Source organism: Vibrio sp. 1249-1, from assembly GCF_033340495.1.
The window spans coordinates 226,871-245,793 of the sequence record NZ_JAWOWJ010000007.1; the positions used below are offsets into that span (position 1 = coordinate 226,871).

Annotated in this window: 22 protein-coding genes; 15 read left to right on the forward strand and 7 right to left on the reverse strand. The window is 40.6% G+C overall.

Features of this window, described 5'->3' with window-relative positions; all coding sequences use genetic code 11:
• From R7Z50_RS15105 to R7Z50_RS15115, 3 genes are all read left to right on the forward strand, one after another.
• The coding region (locus R7Z50_RS15105; RefSeq protein ID WP_318124205.1) for a hypothetical protein at positions 1-351 on the forward strand (351 nt) is incomplete at its 5' end.
• A 118-nt stretch (positions 352-469) separates the two neighbouring features.
• Entirely contained in the window at positions 470-1,780 is a 1,311-nt protein-coding gene (locus tag R7Z50_RS15110) for a hypothetical protein (protein WP_053411094.1), read from the forward strand.
• A 9-nt stretch (positions 1,781-1,789) separates the two neighbouring features.
• Entirely contained in the window at positions 1,790-2,008 is a 219-nt protein-coding gene (locus R7Z50_RS15115) for a hypothetical protein (RefSeq protein ID WP_053411093.1), read from the forward strand.
• Positions 2,009-2,074: 66 nt separating this feature from the next.
• Here the strand turns inward: R7Z50_RS15115 and R7Z50_RS15120 are convergent, their stop codons facing one another.
• Positions 2,075-2,722, reverse strand: a complete 648-nt coding sequence (locus R7Z50_RS15120; protein ID WP_053411092.1) for a hypothetical protein — start codon at positions 2,720-2,722, stop codon at positions 2,075-2,077.
• A 55-nt stretch (positions 2,723-2,777) separates the two neighbouring features.
• Complete coding sequence (locus R7Z50_RS15125) at positions 2,778-3,662, reverse strand: DNA replication terminus site-binding protein (RefSeq protein WP_053411091.1); 885 nt, start codon at positions 3,660-3,662, stop codon at positions 2,778-2,780.
• A gap of 488 nt (positions 3,663-4,150) precedes the next feature.
• Between R7Z50_RS15125 and R7Z50_RS15130 the strand changes: the two genes are divergently transcribed.
• On the forward strand, positions 4,151-4,729 hold the full coding sequence (locus R7Z50_RS15130; protein ID WP_189338761.1) for an OmpA family protein: 579 nt from the start codon (positions 4,151-4,153) through the stop codon (positions 4,727-4,729).
• A gap of 37 nt (positions 4,730-4,766) precedes the next feature.
• Here R7Z50_RS15130 and R7Z50_RS15135 read toward each other — a convergent pair whose 3' ends face one another.
• Positions 4,767-5,093: a hypothetical protein gene (locus R7Z50_RS15135; protein ID WP_053411089.1), complete on the reverse strand. Its 327-nt coding sequence runs from the start codon at positions 5,091-5,093 to the stop codon at positions 4,767-4,769.
• A gap of 312 nt (positions 5,094-5,405) precedes the next feature.
• Here R7Z50_RS15135 and R7Z50_RS15140 point away from each other — a divergent pair, with 312 nt between their 5' ends.
• On the forward strand, positions 5,406-5,819 hold the full coding sequence (locus tag R7Z50_RS15140; RefSeq protein ID WP_053411088.1) for a hypothetical protein: 414 nt from the start codon (positions 5,406-5,408) through the stop codon (positions 5,817-5,819).
• A gap of 54 nt (positions 5,820-5,873) precedes the next feature.
• Here R7Z50_RS15140 and R7Z50_RS15145 read toward each other — a convergent pair whose 3' ends face one another.
• Positions 5,874-6,194, reverse strand: coding sequence for a hypothetical protein (locus R7Z50_RS15145; protein ID WP_053411087.1), 321 nt, complete (start codon positions 6,192-6,194; stop codon positions 5,874-5,876).
• Between the two features lie 313 nt (positions 6,195-6,507).
• Here R7Z50_RS15145 and R7Z50_RS15150 point away from each other — a divergent pair, with 313 nt between their 5' ends.
• The 4 genes from R7Z50_RS15150 (at position 6,508) to R7Z50_RS15165 (ending at position 9,621) form a co-directional block, all read left to right on the forward strand.
• Complete coding sequence (locus tag R7Z50_RS15150; RefSeq protein WP_053411086.1) at positions 6,508-7,671, forward strand: hypothetical protein; 1,164 nt, start codon at positions 6,508-6,510, stop codon at positions 7,669-7,671.
• Positions 7,672-7,751: 80 nt separating this feature from the next.
• Entirely contained in the window at positions 7,752-8,249 is a 498-nt protein-coding gene (locus tag R7Z50_RS15155) for a hypothetical protein (RefSeq protein WP_276456332.1), read from the forward strand.
• A 9-nt stretch (positions 8,250-8,258) separates the two neighbouring features.
• Positions 8,259-8,729, forward strand: a complete 471-nt coding sequence (locus R7Z50_RS15160) for a hypothetical protein (protein WP_053411084.1) — start codon at positions 8,259-8,261, stop codon at positions 8,727-8,729.
• Between the two features lie 16 nt (positions 8,730-8,745).
• On the forward strand, positions 8,746-9,621 hold the full coding sequence (locus tag R7Z50_RS15165; RefSeq protein WP_053411083.1) for a hypothetical protein: 876 nt from the start codon (positions 8,746-8,748) through the stop codon (positions 9,619-9,621).
• A gap of 43 nt (positions 9,622-9,664) precedes the next feature.
• Here the strand turns inward: R7Z50_RS15165 and R7Z50_RS15170 are convergent, their stop codons facing one another.
• Both R7Z50_RS15170 and R7Z50_RS15175 read right to left on the reverse strand, forming a co-directional pair.
• Entirely contained in the window at positions 9,665-10,087 is a 423-nt protein-coding gene (locus R7Z50_RS15170) for a hypothetical protein (protein WP_053411082.1), read from the reverse strand.
• A 9-nt stretch (positions 10,088-10,096) separates the two neighbouring features.
• Positions 10,097-10,462 (reverse strand): hypothetical protein, encoded by a 366-nt coding sequence (locus tag R7Z50_RS15175; protein ID WP_053411081.1) that lies wholly within the window; start codon positions 10,460-10,462, stop codon positions 10,097-10,099.
• 190 nt (positions 10,463-10,652) lie between these two features.
• Between R7Z50_RS15175 and R7Z50_RS15180 the strand changes: the two genes are divergently transcribed.
• The 6 genes from R7Z50_RS15180 to R7Z50_RS15205 all read left to right on the forward strand — a co-directional run bounded on the left by R7Z50_RS15180 (position 10,653) and on the right by R7Z50_RS15205 (position 18,012).
• Entirely contained in the window at positions 10,653-11,969 is a 1,317-nt protein-coding gene (locus tag R7Z50_RS15180; protein ID WP_079324331.1) for an EAL domain-containing protein, read from the forward strand.
• A gap of 120 nt (positions 11,970-12,089) precedes the next feature.
• The gene (locus R7Z50_RS15185; RefSeq protein ID WP_053411079.1) at positions 12,090-13,997 is read left to right on the forward strand and encodes a methyl-accepting chemotaxis protein; all 1,908 of its coding nucleotides are present in this window, start codon (positions 12,090-12,092) and stop codon (positions 13,995-13,997) included.
• Between the two features lie 50 nt (positions 13,998-14,047).
• A complete protein-coding gene (locus R7Z50_RS15190) occupies positions 14,048-15,358 on the forward strand; it encodes a PAS domain-containing methyl-accepting chemotaxis protein (protein ID WP_053411078.1) in 1,311 nt (436 codons plus the stop codon).
• 292 nt (positions 15,359-15,650) lie between these two features.
• Complete coding sequence (locus R7Z50_RS15195) at positions 15,651-16,283, forward strand: hypothetical protein (RefSeq protein WP_079324329.1); 633 nt, start codon at positions 15,651-15,653, stop codon at positions 16,281-16,283.
• 170 nt (positions 16,284-16,453) lie between these two features.
• Positions 16,454-17,554: a hypothetical protein gene (locus R7Z50_RS15200; protein WP_079324327.1), complete on the forward strand. Its 1,101-nt coding sequence runs from the start codon at positions 16,454-16,456 to the stop codon at positions 17,552-17,554.
• An 11-nt stretch (positions 17,555-17,565) separates the two neighbouring features.
• Positions 17,566-18,012, forward strand: a complete 447-nt coding sequence (locus R7Z50_RS15205; RefSeq protein WP_139374568.1) for a hypothetical protein — start codon at positions 17,566-17,568, stop codon at positions 18,010-18,012.
• A gap of 80 nt (positions 18,013-18,092) precedes the next feature.
• Here R7Z50_RS15205 and R7Z50_RS15210 read toward each other — a convergent pair whose 3' ends face one another.
• Positions 18,093-18,911 (reverse strand): hypothetical protein, encoded by an 819-nt coding sequence (locus R7Z50_RS15210; protein ID WP_053411075.1) that lies wholly within the window; start codon positions 18,909-18,911, stop codon positions 18,093-18,095.
• Positions 18,912-18,923 lie beyond the last annotated feature (12 nt).

The following is an 18,923-nucleotide window of genomic DNA, read 5'->3' on the forward strand; positions in this document are numbered from 1 at the left end:
GGTGATAACGCACCTGTTGGTAACGGTGACCAAGGCACGACAACACCTGCTAATGCTGGTAATGCCGCGCAAGGTCAGGGTGGTGATTCATCCGTGTCGATAGATTCTAAAACAGTGGCTGGTACTAATGGTGCTCCAGATCGTATCGATGTTACCGCTGATGGTTTCAAGGATATGATGCAAGCCGAAAACGGTAGTAAGTTGGAAATTGGTGGTGAAGAATTTACCAAGGTAGCCAGTGGTACTAACTTCGGCATGGAATCCGTGAAGTTAGAGAACACGCAAACCGGTGAGAACCATTATTTATATAACAGTGAATCAAAGGGTAGTAATCTTTCCATTGAAAAATAGGGTTGAATAAAACCATTAAGCCAGGGCATTGCTCTGGCTTTTTTCATTTTTGCTATTGCGGAAGGATTGATGTGTGTTTTCATATTGTTAATTAGATAAAGGAATGTGATTTAAGTTTATGAAGAAAGTTGTCCTAATTTCAGTGCTTTCGCTTTGTTCATCAGGGCTATTAGCTCAAGAAATCCAATTTACGGGGACTGGTGTTTATCAACTTGGTGAATTCGATAGCATAAACTCAGCAAAGTCTATAGCAGAACAAAAAGCCTTTGAAAGTATCAGTGAGCAGGTTACCGATAGAGTGTTATCAATAAAGAGCATGGATAGCAATGGGTATCTAAGTCGGGCGAGCTGGTTGTTAAATGGCGCGACAATTAGCTCTAGACGCACAGATGAATCCATCGGCGCCTGTGTCAGTGAAGAGGGTACTTGTGCAACCGTATCTGTTAAGGCTGTCATCGATACCGAACTGGCAGACAAGGTATTGAAACAAATGTACCTTGATAAAAAGGTTCAGCAGGTTCTAGAACAATTGATTGTTGATGATGAACGCTTCGAATCTTATGTACTCAATGGCGATAGCATTGATGTGGCTAAATTAAAAGAGCGTCAGAGTAAGCGGAACGAAATTGTTGAATTGATTAGTCGCCTGCCAGTAAGCAAAACGGCGAGAAGTGTGGACACTGAATTTCTAGAAGGTTTGTTAACAGAAAAGGGTAAGTATGACCTAAAGCAAATTGGCAAAGAAAACAAGAAAACTACGTACAAAGCTTTACTTGGTAAGTTGAAAGAGAATGTGTCATATGAAATTGTTCAGCAAGTTCCCGTTGTTAATAGTGATGGCACAAGTGGGGTTCGCTTAAAGCTGAAAGTCAGTACGGACGGCGCAGAAGATCTTGTAGAGTGGGTGACAAAGGAGCTTGGAGTCTCGGAAGGTGACTGGAGTGACTATCCAGATACGCGTGTCTCTACAAATAAAAAGGTTTTCACTTACCATCCAGGAACAGCCGTGGCCGGCTTGCAAGATGCGATTACAGTGACCCAATTGGATGATAATGCAAGAGAGCCCGGTAGGTATCTAGTTGGTTATGGTGTTGATAATGTCACGTATGACAAAGCAAGTAACAAGATTGATGGACGACTTGATCCCGATAAGATAGCAGTTCTCAAGGCTTTGTCTAAATACCGCGTCTGCTCAGAAATCTCTTTGTTGGGATATGAGATTGGAAAACAATGCATCGCTGGTGGTGCAGGTAACAGCCGAAATGAATACGTTTCTCCTGTGTGGGATAAGGCTACACCGTATGTTTGGTTTACTAAGGATAAGTCTGAGTTTAACGTCTATGTCCCATTATCATTAGAACGGTTGCGCGATACCGAGAAAATGAGAAAGTTAAGTCTCAGATATACAAGTTATGTAACTACGGATTAAGGTGTCGGTTTGAAAATCAAAGTTTTAGCAATGTTGTTCGTTATTATTGTCGGTAGTAGTGTTTATGCCAGTTCGAATGAATCATTTATCGATCGTATTATGAATTATGGCAACGTGTTACCAAAGCCCTTAGCTGAAATTGACAATGCATATTTGGATGGTCATCTAAGCGCTATCGTTGAACAAGGGTTGAATCTAAAAGACGAACTGTTTGATAGATTTCAATAGTACGAAGATCAAAAAAGCCACCGCGAGGGTGGCTTTTTACTTGTGGTAATATAATGACAAATATTCTTACTTTCTTAGGCGAGAGTATCCTAGAAAATCTGGCCAACTAGTCCATTCGTTGCTTTGGTCATAATGCTTGTCTGGGTTACATGGCACCACAGACAGGTTCTTGGGGTCGTTACGGCGACCTTCACGAAATTCTAGATAACTTTTGAACCCATAGCCTTTGACTAACTTCTTCGCTTCTTCAAAAGTCACATAAGCTGATTTTTTAGGGCACAATAATTCAGAAAACTTCACATCGTATTTTTTATCAGGGGCTGATGGAATGAAGTCTGGTCGCTTACCGGATTTAGAAATTTCACGAAACTGAGTGACCGTGTAAACTTTGTTATCAGCAAACCACTTCTTACATTCTGCCATGTCGCAGAATTCATCTTTGATGATTTGTGTTGCTTTGGTTGCAGTGCCTAAGAAACTTGGCCAGCTGACCCACTGGTCTCTACGACCAAAATATTTTGATGGATCTCCCGGAATGTTGCGTGGACGAGGTGTGCCGCCTTTACGAACATTATGGAATCCGAACCATTCACGCATGCTTTTGATGTTGTTCTCATGAGCGTACTGCTGAACTTCTTCGTAAGAAAGCATGTCCTCTGGAGTAGCCAGAGTGTCGGTATCTTTAGCTTCAATTGTACTAATTTCTTTATTCATATTCGTCACACTTCTTTTATCGAAGATCGGGCTAGGGTCTTCGTGTATTTGGACATTACTGCCTCTTTAGGTAGAGGTGTAGCCTTTTTATGATTGGCTTACCGCCAATCTTTGAGTCTGATCTTACACATCGTCTAAGCGATGAATCGTAATCCAACAGAGGACTGACGGTTACGGGTTGATCTTGAACAATAATTATGGGGAGATGCGCGCTTAATTGGGGCGTTTCCTCACAATCAGTATTTACGGCTGCACTTACCCTAACTGGGCGTTTGATACGCAACTCCGAACCAGCGGGTAGACGCTGAATATCGGTAACTTCCCCATTCAAAAATGACTCCCATTCTCTGGGGTCTTTCCCTTTAGGTGGATGCTTGATTTGCTTCTTAATGGAAGCAATTACTTCATCCTTGTTTGTTTTGTACGTAACGAACTTATTCGTCCAGAAAAAGCCCATGTAGCTTATGTTTTCGACAGCATACAAACTACGGTATAGCTGCTTAGTTATCAATCCAGGAAAAAGCGAATGAACAATGTCATGCTTTTTCTTGGGGCCATCTATTTTTAGCACTGCAGACTTGAATAAGTCCTTATGCTTATTAATGCGGCCGATCATTTCTTTTATGTTGCTATTAGAACTTCCAACTTGTATGTAGCCGGGTAGTCTAAAAACAACTTTGGTCGAGATACCTTGTTCGCCGTACAATTTTTTGTAAGAACGAAGTCCTTCATAAAGTGCGAGTTCGTCTTTTATCGTATCGACTGGTATTTCGGTAACATCGACATGTTCTTTTGCTTTTGGAACTGATGGTAGCTTGTAGACTTCCGCACCAATGAGATCTGATGCACTTATGGAATCACTCAACTCAACAAAGAGATCATTTATGATTCCCATTTGATTTAAAAGTTCTTGTTTGATCTTTAAATCTGCATCAGCCATTCATAAACCTACTAAGAAACTACTCATTCCAAAAGCTATGTATGTAATCTATACACATTTTGTCTAACTTGTAACCTTATAATATCCCAATCTGTATAATTATGTTGTCTAATTTTTAAGACATTTAACGTAAATCACTAAATTTATAGGAAATTATTGCTTTTTCATATCAGTTTCAAAAACTGTCTGTAGTAGTGCTACGAGCAGTGTTTAATTATCTGCAAATTTCATTACGGTTTCAATACAGTTAGTTTGTAAAAGGATGTAAATACTAAGCGTTTTATAAAGTCAGTCGTGTCATTAAACAGTAAACATTTCGAAATAAACCCGTGGTATCTCCATATACACTTGTTTTTACTTAACAATTCTCATGCCAAACACAATCGATTTAAAAAAGTTTTCACCTTCAATAATAAGCGTTAGAATGTGATTAAAATTATTGGAGATTGAGGTTTACGTTTGAAATGAGGATAGTTCACACGAGTTTTTTGATAAGTCTAATCTTATCGACATCTGGCTGTAGCCTTTTTCAGCCACCAGCAGATGAATCTCAAGAAGAACCAATGACATCTGTCGGACAACTAACAGGTCCTGAACACTTGTTTGAGGATAACAACCAGAATTACATGCAAGAACAAATGGCTAAGAACCAAGCAGCTAAAATGACTCGAAGTGAGCAGATTGAACTGGCGGTTGAAGCGGCAGTTAGTGACAGGGTAGAACCAATCCTGTTGTCGCAACCACCTCAACACACAGTTTATTTCACATTTAGTTCATCTGTAGTTGAGCAGAAATGGAATGAACAACTCAAGCAGCATGTGAACTATCTTTCATCTGATAAAAGCATCCGTCTTTTAGTGGCTGGCTTTACTGATTCGAAAGGCTCTGCCGACTTTAACTTAAAGCTTGGTCAGCTGCGGTCTAACAATGTTTGTAAAATGCTCGAAACTCTAGGAGCACGAAAAGAACAGTTAACTTGTGTGAGCTATGGAGAAACACATCCCGCAGATCCTGGTAGTTCAGATGAAGCTCGAGCGCGAAACCGTAGGGTCGAATTGCTTTACTAGAAATATAAAGGCGCTCAACCAGTTGAGCGCCTTTAAGCTAGTTTGGGTTTGTGAAAATTGGCTGAATAAGCCTTGATTTGCATAAGCGATGGACTTCATCAATTACGTGATGACCGTGTTCTGAAATGATGATCGCGTTCGTGTCTTCATCACGAGTTAAATGACCAGCCTCAAGCAGTCGATTGATTATCGAATTACCAAAGTCTGAATCTTCGTTGTGAGTAGCGAACATTGCTAAATCTTCTTCACTTACAGATGTTTGCTCATGTACATAAGCGATCGTCATATATTCTTTTAATGTCATATTCCCAGTACCTAGACGACGGTCTAGTGCACTGATAGCTCCAAGCCATGCAGAAACCATTTTAACTCCTTAATACTTCGATTTTAATAACAAGCGTTTTATATGTGTAATCATATGACAACATACTTCTTTTGTCATTGACTTGATTATCCTATTACGTATGTCATTGGAAGTTATGCGCGATGTATCAACTAGTTGTCTTTAAATTGGTAAGGCTGTTTTGTAGAGAAATTATTCAGTTAATTATCAATATGAATTTTTTTGATAGTTGAAGCGTTAAATTTCTTAATGTTTTTGGTAGTATGACCACGATTTCAATCAAGAGCGTTACTAAATGACAATCTTAAAACCAATTTGCTATGGGGCTGTCGTGTGAAGTTGTTTATAGATTTAAAACTAATTGCATTAGGGCTAGCTATTGGCTGGGCTGCTAAGAATGTAGTTAGCAACGTTACACAGAATTATGCGGTATATGGATTCTTAGACCGTCAAATGGATTGGTCAATTCTAAAGCCTACTTCAATGCAAGATTGGCCCTCGGTTGACGCCAGGGTAGAGCTATCTCCGAAAATGGATGGCAAGGGTAACGATTCATGTTTGTTTGTGTTACCAGTCAAGCCAGAATATTCAATCGTTTCAAAACTAGAAGATGGAACCAAGTTGTGCTGTAGCGTTTCGGACAGCTCTGTGTTTGTACCTTACAGAGAGACAGAAGAGGCTACCGAGTACTTCTGTGGTAACTACCCAAACCAGCAAATTGTTCGCGTCCTTAAAAACCAACCCTAAAGCAGATTTGCTTAGGGTTGGAACAAACTTTTGAAATAAACCTAATAGAACAAATCAAGTGTTCAAGTTATTTTGTAGCTGCGGGTCTTTTGGAGGAATGATCACAACAGTTGGGTGTTTGTCTTTGATGTCAGCGAGCGTCTGAACTGCATTGTCTAAGTTATCAGTCATGCCCGGCCAGAAACCTATCTCTACTTCCTGCTCTTTTTTCTTAGCAATAAGTTCTATATAAAAATATACAAGAGTTGAAAGTGCCACTCGAAAGCCTCGAATAGCTGCTACAATCTCGAACCCTTCTTGTTGCGCGTCCATTAGACGATCTTCAATGGCCAATGGAGGCATCTCCTGTTCTGGTTTTTCAAGTGTTTGCTTCATATTAACTTTTCTTATTCTCTATACACGATTAAGTACATGTATTGTGCTTCTCTATGCCTATGGTGTGGCACTATCGCACTAAGTGACAGTTGCAAATTGGCAACCAGTTAAGGCTATTATCAAATTATTTTTTTCTAGTTGTGATGATTTTTCTATGCAATGTAAGGGCATTAAATCAGCCTCTACTACCCTAAATGCAAGTGATTCTTACTTTTGATCTAGTGCAATGCTACCACTCGAATTTTCACATATTACCTGTTAAACAATTTCAAACGCTTTATAATGATTACGAAGTAGTCAGGAGGGTTTGCAAGTGTCAAACAGGCTAAATACGTATCTATCCGAAAAGTTTTATCCGTTGTACAAGTTAACTAGAAACGATCTGTTTAATGGATTGCGACCGATTGAAAAGAGTGATGGTAAATCCTGTAGCCTCGTATGCCCGTCTTGTTGGGGTAATGATGCCTTCCATTACTTTGGTACCGCAAGCATTCGCTGTAATAGCTGTCATCAACACACAACGCTAGTAAGCGCGTTATGCCTACTAGACGAGGTAACAGAACAAGAGGCAGCTAAACGTCTACTTGAGAGTGCTGGATTTGCGTCACCACCGATAGTTGACATTACTGCAGAGCCCCACGATAAAGCAGAAACTGAATCTAAAAAATCATCCGCGATTACAACCAGATGGCTGCTTGACCAATTACGTCTGTGGCTAAAAGATAATGATGACGCTATAGAATCTTTATTGAGCAGTGGTTGGGAGAAGGAATTACTGTTCAAAGCGCCAATTGGGTACCTTCCGTCAAGTAGAGCAATTCAAAATGTTGTGACGGATAGACTTCCTACGTCCCTTTATAAGTCTGTACGCAAGATTAAAAACGGTATAGTTGTACCGTGGGTACTACCAAATCACGATGTATTCCTATGGGGTTACAATGATTCCCTCCAACAAAACCAACCTAGTTTTGATATTAGCATCAAGCCCAGTTCACCTTGTCATTTGAACCACCCGGTCAATTTAAAGTCTGAGTGGCTCCTTGTTGTCGAAGACCCGATTTTGGCAAGTCTCTTGTTAGCAAGGCGAATCCCCGCTTGTGCTGTTGGTGATGAATCGTTGAGTGAGTTAAGCAGCAAAGGGTTGCAAGGCGTAAAAAAATCAATATTCATCCTCGCGGAAGCGGATTCTGTAGCGGTGAAGAATATTCAGAAATACTCTCCAAATGCAAAGGTAGTTGAAGAGGTCAAACCGATAGCATTTGGTCCTTATCATGGCGCTTACTATCGTAGGTTTACGAAGTGGCATGTATCTCGATTTAAGAAAATAGCCACAGTGGTTCCGAATAATGTCCTTAGTGACGAACAAATCATATTAATGCTATCCGCTTTAGTAGATGCAGAAATGTCCTTTGACGACGCAGTAGAAGTGCTTGAAATCAAAACCGGTAAAAGAGTCACCATCGCCCAGGTTAAATGAAAGGTATTGTGCAATATGCATGATAGCTGATACTGGAAAAAACAATCGAAGAAGAGAATTAATAAAGGATGTTAGAGAAATTGAGCGATAACCAGATGCTCGCTGTTGCTGTCGTGTCACATGTTTACTACCACCGCGATCCGATGTCATTGATCGCAAATTCTGAAACAGATTCAGGTGTGGCGAAACTCAAGTTTTGGGTAGACACTCATAGCGGCCGCGTAACAAGCACACCATTAAATTCTCAAGTTCACTCACTACTCAAATCTCCGAGAGTTGAGCTGCCACATGTAGAAGTACCAATACACAGTATTGCTCAAAGCAATGACATGACTATGCCGTCTGGACGTCGAGGCTTTGTTCACTCTGTACTTAGTCATCTTGTAACAGCTCAATGGTCGAAAGAGGTTAAGTTAGAATCTATTGGCTTGACATCAGAGGACTGCAAAAATCTGAGAAGCAAGCTACTTACACCGAAGGTTACGCCAAGAGGAACAGAATGCGCTCAGCAAGTCTTGGATAATGTAATCTTGCCAGTGTTAATAAATGACATGCCATCAGACTCAAAAGTGCACTAGGACGAAAAGATGTTAGTACTTCCATTCCACACTCAGATAAATGGCCAGAAGGTTTTTGGTTTTAGCGTATCAGCCGTTTCTAAAGCTTTCTTATGTCTTTCTGGGTTTTTAGGGTTCGTGTGCTTAAGCAGCGCTTATCATTCGATGCTCTATGGATATACGATGCCGAACTGGGCTATTCCAATTTTCATGATGTCTGTTATTCCCTTTGGCTACCGAAAGCACATTGGTCTGAACACAGAGAAAACTCTCTTACTAATCCAAAGTAGGGTTTTCGGACTAAAGCTAGGCGATAAGAAACAGCAAGTGAGTGCACCATTTGAAGAGTTTAACCTTGTAGAAACAGGGGCGTTAGACAAGCAGTATTACTTTGTAATAAGCAATGATCATTTGAATGAATCTGTGTTCTATTGCAAAGTAAATGATAAGAAAAAGAATGAAATAGCAACAAAGATTAGTTGTTTGCTGGGATTAAAATAAAAAGACGGATGTAACTATGAAAAAGCAAGGGTTGTTTGTAGTCGGTTTGTCACTATTGGCTTTAAATGGGTGCTCAACGACAAGCGAGAAAACAGTTAGAATGTGTTTGGGTGAGCCCTGCATCCAAGAAAGAAAACCTGTAGAAAAGCCAACGTTCTACGTTACTGAAACCGAAGAGAACTACACTCACTTCGATGATGGTTCAGTAAGCTCACATAAATTAGAGAAAGGGCTGTACCGCCTAAGAGAATATTTCAACCGTGATGGTTCTATCCAAACGAGAGAAGCTAAATTTCTTGACCCGGAGCGCGGCTCATTAAACCAGAAACTAACTGGTCGTCAGCTCAAATTTAATGGTGACGGCTTTGTAGCAAGCGCAGAATATGGATATAACCTTGAGTTTAACGAACCAACACAGTTCGATAACTTCTGGCTTAAAGAGTCAGAATCACTCTATGGATTACCAAAACCTGCATTCAGCGCCAACGATGATTACATCGCAATACTATATGCGAACAGAGAGAACCAATACACAGACTATGGCGCCCGATTTGGGATTGTAAACCTAGAAAACCCGACCTGTTCTGTAAGCAACATAAGCACGACAGCATATGGACAAATTGACGGCAAAGACATTACTTTTAGTAAACACTGTGCGAAGGTTGGTAATAAGGTTGCGTTGATCTATAAACCTGCTTCCAAAGCTGATGCACAAAACATGATTAATGCGATTATAAATCCAATTGCTCGAGCAAAGGTCGTGGATGGCGTTAAGTTAGAAAAGGTATACATCGAGGTGCAAGGCAAGCGGGTACCTTTTGATGTTCGAGGTTGGGATCAGTACTACATCAAGAATGGGGAAAATAACGTTTCTCCTTACAGATTGTTTTAAACATAACAACACAAAAAAAGGTGCCGATTGTTGGCACCTTTTTTTATCCCTGCACGTCTATAAAAAGCATGTTTGTAAAGGTATCAAGTGACTGCCCTGTAAATATGGATAAAGCGTAGAAAGGTAGCTTCATATAAAAAAGGGCAACCGTATCTGATAGGACTGGAGCAATAAGGAATGCTGCAATCAGGACTACTGATAAGATGTACGGGTCGGTTGAATACTCATTCGCTGGTGGCATTTCCTTTAGAGCAATGGCAATCATTACAGTAATCACCCAAGTTAGGAAGCAACATAAAACAGTATCGAAAGTGTTCATGTCACCAGAGAAGTACCACATTGAAAAGAGTATCGCTCCCCCCGTTAAAACCACCAGCATTTGGCCAACAGTTCGTTCAACCTTCCCCGGATAGCGCAAAGGTACAATATGGTTAGGTGCTGTTGATTTGCCTTGATCAGAATTCATATTCACACCTTACTTGACCAAAACACATAGAGAACCATCAACCATTGCTTCATCGAGCAATTGGACCGATTTTTTCATGCCGGTTGCGATTGTTTCAGTATTCATGTTGTATTGGCTGTCTACCGCGCCGTCATGTGCGATAGTTTTAGCACTCTCTGAACCAGAAACATCAACCTTATTAAAACCTCGGCCTTGGTCTTCTGACGCGAACTGCAATGCCACCTTACGAGCCATATCGATGTTAGAGCCGGCTGGGACGCAATAAACAGATTGCCCCGTAGGAGTGCTTGAAACCCACTCGGGGATTTTTTTTGCAAGTGCAGGGGCTGAAACTAACGTCAAAGTTACTAGGACTGTGCTTAGGGTTTTGTTCATTATTTATACCTAACTCTGTGTTTTATATTGACATTGAAACTCAAAACAATTTAAAACCAGTAAGTTTTAAATCAGCAAACTTTTCTCTGTTATACACCGTCTGTGAATATCTTCAACAGCAAAGTCTTACGCTCTTAAAAAACTTTGTATATAATCATTCTGTACGTTGTTCCACTACGAGCAGAATTCAATGATTGAAGACGAGACAGTAATTTTGGATAAGAGTAAGCAAGGCAAAAATAGAGCCGTCAAAGCTCCACTGAGTGAGTTAGTTTCTCCTATCCAGAAGGTGTTAGATCGTCGGGAGTTTTTCAGTGAAATTGAATTGCTCATATCATTCAAACAACGGTTCTTCTTGCTGGCTTTAAAGGTAAGTAACCAAGATCGGTTGAACGAAGAATATGGCTACATAGAAACTGAAAAACAGATTGAGATGGTTCGACCTTGGATTATAGAGGTCATCAGTAAGCTCGTATCACCAGAAAACTTCACCCTGTCAAAAGTCGAATCAGATACTTTCTTCATATCACTGCATGACGATGTACCAAGGGAACGCATATCCAAAATCATTGACCATTTACTACAAACAGGAACTGGCCAAGACCTAAAAACAATTCATTCAGCACCAACACTGATTCAACTCGCCGCCGGCCTTGGGGTTTATCCAGAAAGCGGTGACACCTTAAACCAGTTAATCAATAGTACTGTTGCTTCTTTAGCAAAATTCCGCAATTCAAGAGATCTCGGTGGAGATTCTGCATCCCATGCTATGGCCTTCTCACTGTACGACATTAAACGAGCTATCAGCCAAAAGCAGTTTCAACTCTGGTATCAGCCGAAGGTTGACCTGAAAACATCCACTGTAGTTGGTGTGGAAGCTCTTATCCGCTGGAATCACCCAGAGCTAGGCATTCTATTACCGCCGTACTTTCTGAACTGGGTAAATATGTATGGCCTAATGGGTGAGCTCAACAAGTGGATCATAGATACAGGCTTCGCTAAGTGTCGAGAGTTCTTGAATTCAGGTAAAGAGATAACAGTGGCCATGAACTTAGATGCCTCATGTCTACTGGATAAGAACAGCCTACTAAGCATTCAAAAAGCACAACGAAAATATAAAGTGCCACCGCATTTAATAGAGTTTGAAATCGTAGAGACTGTAGGCGTTAGAAAGGGTGACAAGGGGTTAGAAGTTCTTGCCGCCCTTAAAGCAAGAGGTTACCAAATTTCTATTGATGATTTTGGTACAGGTATGAGCAACATCTCGTATCTCATGTACATGCCAGCCAACATTGTGAAGCTGGACAGGATGTTTTGTAACAACATCGATGACGAGAAAATGATAGTACTAACGAAGGCCGCGATCGAGATGGCTAGCATCGTTGACATGTCAGTTGTAGCAGAAGGAATCGAAACCCAAGAGCAGTTAGATGCAATGTTAGCTCTTGGGTGTGATATAGGGCAGGGTTACTTCTTTGGTCGTCCTGCCCCAGACTATTCAATATAAGACCATACGCCAGAACTGAGCGATAGAACTCAGAACGGCAAAATACCATAAACAAGTAGTTACTTTTAGGGGCAGCTGTCCTTAAGAGAACTGTGCGTTTTATTTAGAGATGAGGAAACAATGAGCCAACTTGGATTTAAAAAAACGCTTATCCTAGCGATGTTATCGGTCATAACACTGGCTGTGGGTGTGTCGAGTTATATTAACTTTACGAGTTACTACGACGACTTTAAAGATTCCATATACAGCAACACACAGTTTATGGTTGCTGCAGAAAAAAACTCAATAACGAAATATCTAGAGAACAAAGCCGCAACCGTTGAGCAGGTTGCCAACGAATATGCTCGATATGGGCATTCTGATAATCATGCAGAAAGAATGAGATTGGCGGCAGTAGCCGGTGACATTCCAAATTTAACAGTTGGATTTTCTAACGGCGATGCATTTTGTTCAGCTGATGTACCAGGATGGACCAATCACAAGAATCCACCTTCCTATGACCCTCGAAAACGCCCTTGGTACCAAAGTGCGATGGCCACTAGTGGATTGATTTATACAGACCCATACGAAGATGCCACTACGAAGGAGCTGATGGTTTCCATAGGTATGAAAGCTGACCGTAATGGCGTGGTACTAGCGGATATTCCCCTCACAATCCTTTCAGATGTTGTAAAGAAATTCGCCACTGATAGCCTTATATCACTAATCGTAGATGAACAAGGGAATGTATTGGCGAGTAATTCAAAGTATGTGAAAAACGGACAGAACATTGCGAAAGACTCTTCGCTGCGCGAGGTGAGCAAACAACTTGGAAGCAACGGTGCATCGGTCGTTGATTACACGATCGATGGAACGGATAAAGTAATGTTCATCGACGAAATTAGCTTTGGTGATAAACGTTGGTATTTGATGGTTGGAATGGACAAAGACAAGGTGTTTGAGAAGCTCAATGCCACAAAACATAGTTCAATCATCATAACTATCATATGTTCGGTATTAAGCATCGTTGCCACGATGGTAGTACTGAATCTGCTATACAAACCGATTATTGCTCTTAAAGATACCATTCAAAACCTATCAAGTGGGGATGGTGATCTTACACAGCGTCTTGATGTTAAAACTGATGACGATATTGGCGCCATAGCTAAAGGGATAAACGAATTTATCGCGCAGCTGCAGAACTTAATGATTCAAGTTCAAGAGGTTGCAAAAGAATTAGAGTCCAATGCTTCTGAGCTAAAAATGTCATCGTCGGATAACAGTCATGTGCTTGGTCAACACGCTCAAGAGACAGACATGATTGTCACCGCTATTGAAGAAATGAGCGCGACAGCTAATACAGTTGCTCAAAACGCTAGTGAGTCATCAGCTCAAACCCAAGATGCTGCGACCATTGGTGAAGCATCGATTAAGGTTCTAGACGAGGCAAAAGCAAATGTTTCTCAGCTGGTGTCAAACGTTGAGAAAACCAGTAGCCAAATGAGCCACCTAACAAAAGAAACTGAAAGCATCAGCGGGATTTTAAATGTAATTGGTGATATTGCCGATCAGACAAACTTGCTTGCTCTTAACGCAGCAATTGAGGCAGCTCGAGCAGGTGAGCAAGGCCGCGGTTTCGCTGTGGTAGCTGATGAAGTTAGAGCTCTTGCAAAACGTACTCAAGAAAGCACTGTTGAAGTTGAGAATGCCTTAAGTCGACTTTTGGCGGGTAACAATGATGTATTGGGTTTGATGGAATCTACACGAATGGAAAGCCAGAAAACACTTGATAGCACTGAGTCAGTCAACGCTACGCTGAACGAACTGGTCACACAAATCATGTCTGTTAAAGACTTGTCTTTCCAGATCGCCACTGCAGCCGAGGAACAGTCATCGGTAACTGGTGAAGTGAACCAGAACATGAGCGCGATTCAAGACATTGTTCGTTCCCTAAATGAGAACGGAGAAAGTGTTGTAAGTCAGTCAGATGAAATTTCAGCAATGAACCAAAAGCTCAATGCAATCGTAGGTCGATTCAAGCTGAACTAAAGCGCGGTTGCTGGTGGCCTCAGATACGAATAGTAATTTAGGTGTATTCTATGTTCTTTAATACTGCTTTAAAAAATGAGCTAGAAGCGACAAAAGAGAAACTTTTCTCGTTAGAACAAGTAAGTGAGGGTATTCAGAAGGATTTGCTTACTCTTACACTGGATTCAAGCGGGAAGATAACTTCTGCCAACGAAAAGTTTTTATCTCAACTCGAGTTAGACGAGATTCTGGATACGCCAATTGGAGAATTGGCACCAAAAAATTGTAGGTCAACAGATCATTATAAAAGCATGGTAGCTTCACTTTCGGCTAAGCGTATTTGGAATGGCGCTATGCAGATTCAAGCTCGTGGCCAAAGTGAGGTTTGGTTGCGAGTATTGATACTCCCAGTATTTGACACAAAAGGATTGTTGATTCAGTTTTCGGTCATTGCATCAGAATTGACGCGTACCATAACAACGTCTCGTGAACAGGCTGATTTGCTCAAAGCTCTGAACAAGTCGATGGCTGTCATTGAGTTCACTCCAGAAGGAACAATATTGAATGCGAATTCTAACTTTCTGCGAGCAATGGGCTACAGTGACGTTACGCAAGTATCCGGCAAACACCATCGCATTTTTTGCAGCCAGGATGAAGTTGATTCCGAAGAGTATTGTGAGTTTTGGAGAAAGCTGGCTAAAGGTGAGTATGCAACCGGGCGGTTTAAGCGAATAGACAACTATGGGAATGTAGCTTGGTTAGAGGCTTCATATAATCCGATCTACAACGATAATGGTGAGCTCTATAAAGTAGTAAAGTTTGCGACTGTAATCACCAACCAGGTTGAGCAGGAACAAGCAGTATCAGAAGTAGCCCAGGTTGCGCATGGAATTTCACAGGAAACTGGCAAACATACCGTTCACGGCAAAAATGTAGTCACCGGTATCATTGAACAAATGGAAGAACTTGTTCAAGAGATGAAACAAGCAAGCAACGACATTGAAGCATTGAATGAGCATTCCAAGGCAATAAGTGATCTTGTGAGTAATATCGGCGGGATTGCTGACCAGACAAACCTTTTAGCTCTGAATGCCGCGATTGAAGCAGCTCGGGCCGGCGAATACGGGAGAGGGTTTGCAGTAGTCGCAGATGAAGTCAGAAAGCTAGCGTCAAGAACCAATGAAACAACAGAAACCATCGTTAATATGGTGTCTGAAAACTTAGTTAAAACGACAAAGGCAGTGAGTTTGATTACTGACTGTCAAGCAAGGACAACAGAAGTGTTGGGGTTATCAACAGAAGCCGGCCAAGTGCTCAATGAAGTACAAAGCGGTGCGGATGAAGTCATTACTGTTGTTAGCCAATTAAACCAAAGACTTTAGTCAAATCAATATATAAATGCCAGAACCTGTTTACGGGAACTGGCATTTTTTGTCTAAAAAAATAGCACTATTGGTTGACATGGAAACTCCATGAGAACTATTATTTAGAGGCACCACCTGGCTTTGGGAAACCTAATAAGTGCACTTGGGAAGTCACACGCTATGAGAGCAAAAGTGAATACCCCAGAGAAACAGAACCCACTATTTCGCAGCATTTATCATTATTTGCTGACGCCGCTTGCTTAAATTCCCAACCTGCATATGTCAGCATAATTACTGATAAGGTTGCCTTATGAAAAACATAACTATCCAAAATAAAGCCACTCAACTAAAACTTGAGCTTGAAGATGGCTTGTCTCAACCACTACCTTTTGATCAATTATCAAGTGAACCTAATCGGGTTAAAGTACAGCTATCTCACTGTTACGAACTGATCGCCGCCACGTTAGGTTATCGCACGCATCCATCCATGAAAGCTGATGATTATGAATGGGATGACCATGAGTTATTCACAGAACGCTGGCGAGATGACGTGTACCAGAATCCACGCGTCAATCAAGCCATTGTAGATCGAATCAAGGATTTAAACTCTCCATCACTCAAAGCTGCTCCGGGTTTTATTGTAACTGGGATAGTACAAGCTGTTTTAACTCCACCATGCAAAGATTGTGAGCACCAAGACCCGCGAGGTCGATTTGTCCATGATGAAAGTGGACAGGATCCAATTGACTTTGTTTGTCAAGATTGTGCGAGTGATGATGAAGAGTACGGCACTTGTATCTTTTGTGGTGATGGAATTTTATACCCCACTTCTCTGTTAAATTCAGCAGGTGAATGTCCTGAGCATAAAGGAGAGTCTGACTTAGATGACGAAGAAAGAGAAGATTGGGACTCATATATAGAGTACCTCAATAAAGATTACTAATTTTCTTATATTTGAACGATTGGGCTCCGATATGGAGCCTTTTTTATTGTTTAAAGGGTAATTGTACAGAAAGGTGCCCGGTATTAAGTAAGGCCATATAGTCGTACAAAATCGTTACATCACAATCTTTATGTTGAAAGAATGGTAAAAATGTCAACGAACCAAACAGTATGAAAACCAGTAAGCTAGTTATAAACTTCGCAATCATCTTTAGTTCAAGTATCAGTTATGCGTCAACTGACACACACTTAGATAGCGTCACTCTTCCAGTAGAACAGGTATTAAAATCTCGCCATGATGATAGTGAGCTAGGATATGTGCAGACCGGGCCACTTTTATCAGACCAAGGCAATATTGCTACCGATAACCAAGATGTCACAATAACTCTTCCGACGGATGCTGCATTCTCGGTACAGATTGAGGGGAAGGTAGTTTCACCAGGTAGTTCACAAACATTTACCATACCGGCAGACGAATCGGGTAACGTTAAGTTTGGTGTTTTACCAAAACATATCCTTCGTGATGGCAAAGTTAAATTTGGAATCGCTGTTGATGTTAAATCGAATTTGGATAGATTTTGGGAGACAGCAGATCCTGTTGTTGGTGATTGGGTGGACACAGGTGAAGATAAAAACTATTCAGATTGGTCGCCTGTTGCCGGTAACCAGATGGCTAATTTCACACAAACGCGAACCCATTATGATCTAATGACGCGGAGCATTCAAAATCGAGAATATGAACCAAATTTGGATGAATACCGGGACGTGGGTGAGCATGTAAATGAAACACAGTTAGAAGAGGCTACTGATAGCCGTTATGTTATCGCGGCCTCAAGTGAATGGACTCCAAGCGGAGATATTACTGATTGTTCTGATTGGTCACCAGACCCAAGTAGTATTCAAAGCGGAACTGCGTTCGAGCAAACACAGACATGTAGCCAGGATAAAAGTCGAACATGGACTTACACAACTGGTGGTGATGTTATTCACGAACATGATCAGCTCATTGCAGGCGAAGTCATAAACAAGAGACAAGCAACCGGTAGTAAGGTATCTGCAGTTTGGGTGCGATCGTCGACACTATATCCTTTTGACTGTGGGACTCTCTCAAACAGTAGTACAACCATAAAGGTCAAATCACTATCAAGCATGCCAGCGAATGGCAGTAGCTGTGACCCTAGCGTAAATGCAAAGAAATATGTTCACGGTGAAGATGCAATGGGCGGTAATTCATACTGCACAGTTACTCAAGCCATTTGTACGTCTCAATAAAATTATTAGCAATGATTTTTAAAAATATTCCTAGTTATTTGAAGTTGGTATTTTTTGGTATTGAATCGCGCTATATGCAAAAGGGTGATTCAAAAAAAAGTGTGAATTTTGCATTCCATGCACTTTGTTTTGTTATTGCTCTGCTACTTTCTCCATTGTATCAACCTAACGTAAAAATAATTGGGGTGACTAGCGGGAGAGGCCCAGGTGCAGGAGGTGATTTTTTATCAATCTTAATGTTGATTGTATTGACTGCAATTCTTTACGCTGCACGATATAGAGGTAATTTCAAAACTAAACCTACCAGTATAGTAGCTAGAGAATATAATGTACGTTCAGCAACATTATTATTTATATATTGCCTGTTTTTCTATTCAATGCCCGTAATTAACAATCATTGCCACTACGGAATATTATATTTCAATCCATTCGAGTTACTAGTTATTGACGGTAGGTAATAAAATAAACGCCCATTTTTAATGGGCGTTTATATAGGGTTAGCTTTCAATGAAAATATGATAAAGCAATGTTTTGTAAATTATCTCAAGCTGTTCAGCTTTTCAATCGCTTCATCTTTTGCTCTGTTGGCCAAAGCTTCAAGAAAAGACATAAAATCAGCATCAGGATATACTTCTAAGTATTTTTGATAGACGGTCTCATGCAATCCGTATAATAAATAGCCAATAAAACATAGTATTGCAAGTACGATAAGCCATGCTACTACTTTTAAAATCCGCTTTTTTTTACCCTTTGATTTATTCCATAAGTAAACAAGAACTATGTTGAGGCAATTGATTAATGGGAAATAGAAACAGGTCCAGACTATGACCCAAGCGAAAAACTTATTCATGAAAAATAAATCACTTAGGTATTCATCATAAAGTGAATCAGAGACACCCCAAGCTAAAATCAGGGTTGTTACTGCAAGTGGAGCCCAAAAGTAATGGAATAATTCGTTAGGGTTATCGTCATACTTTATGAATATTTCTTTATTGAAAATAAAAACTAAACCAGCCAATGGAATAATTGCAAATAGATACTTTAATTCATCTATTGACCATACAAAAGAGAATGTTAGATACATTGGTGATGCTACGAACACTAACACGAAAATTAAGAGTGCCAGATTTATTGGCCAATACTGAGCTGCAAGCGATGCTGCCATATTAAAGGTATGGGTTTCTTTTCTACCGTCTGCGTGTGTAATCACCTCCTTGAAATCATGTACATAACGCTGACGTTCTGCCTCTTCTCTTAAAGGGGCAACTTTTTCTTCGAAATGTTTATAAATCTTGACCGGATAAAATGTCAGAATAAATACTGTCCCGATAAAAGGAATCAATAAAAAGGGTAACAATGTTCATCTCTC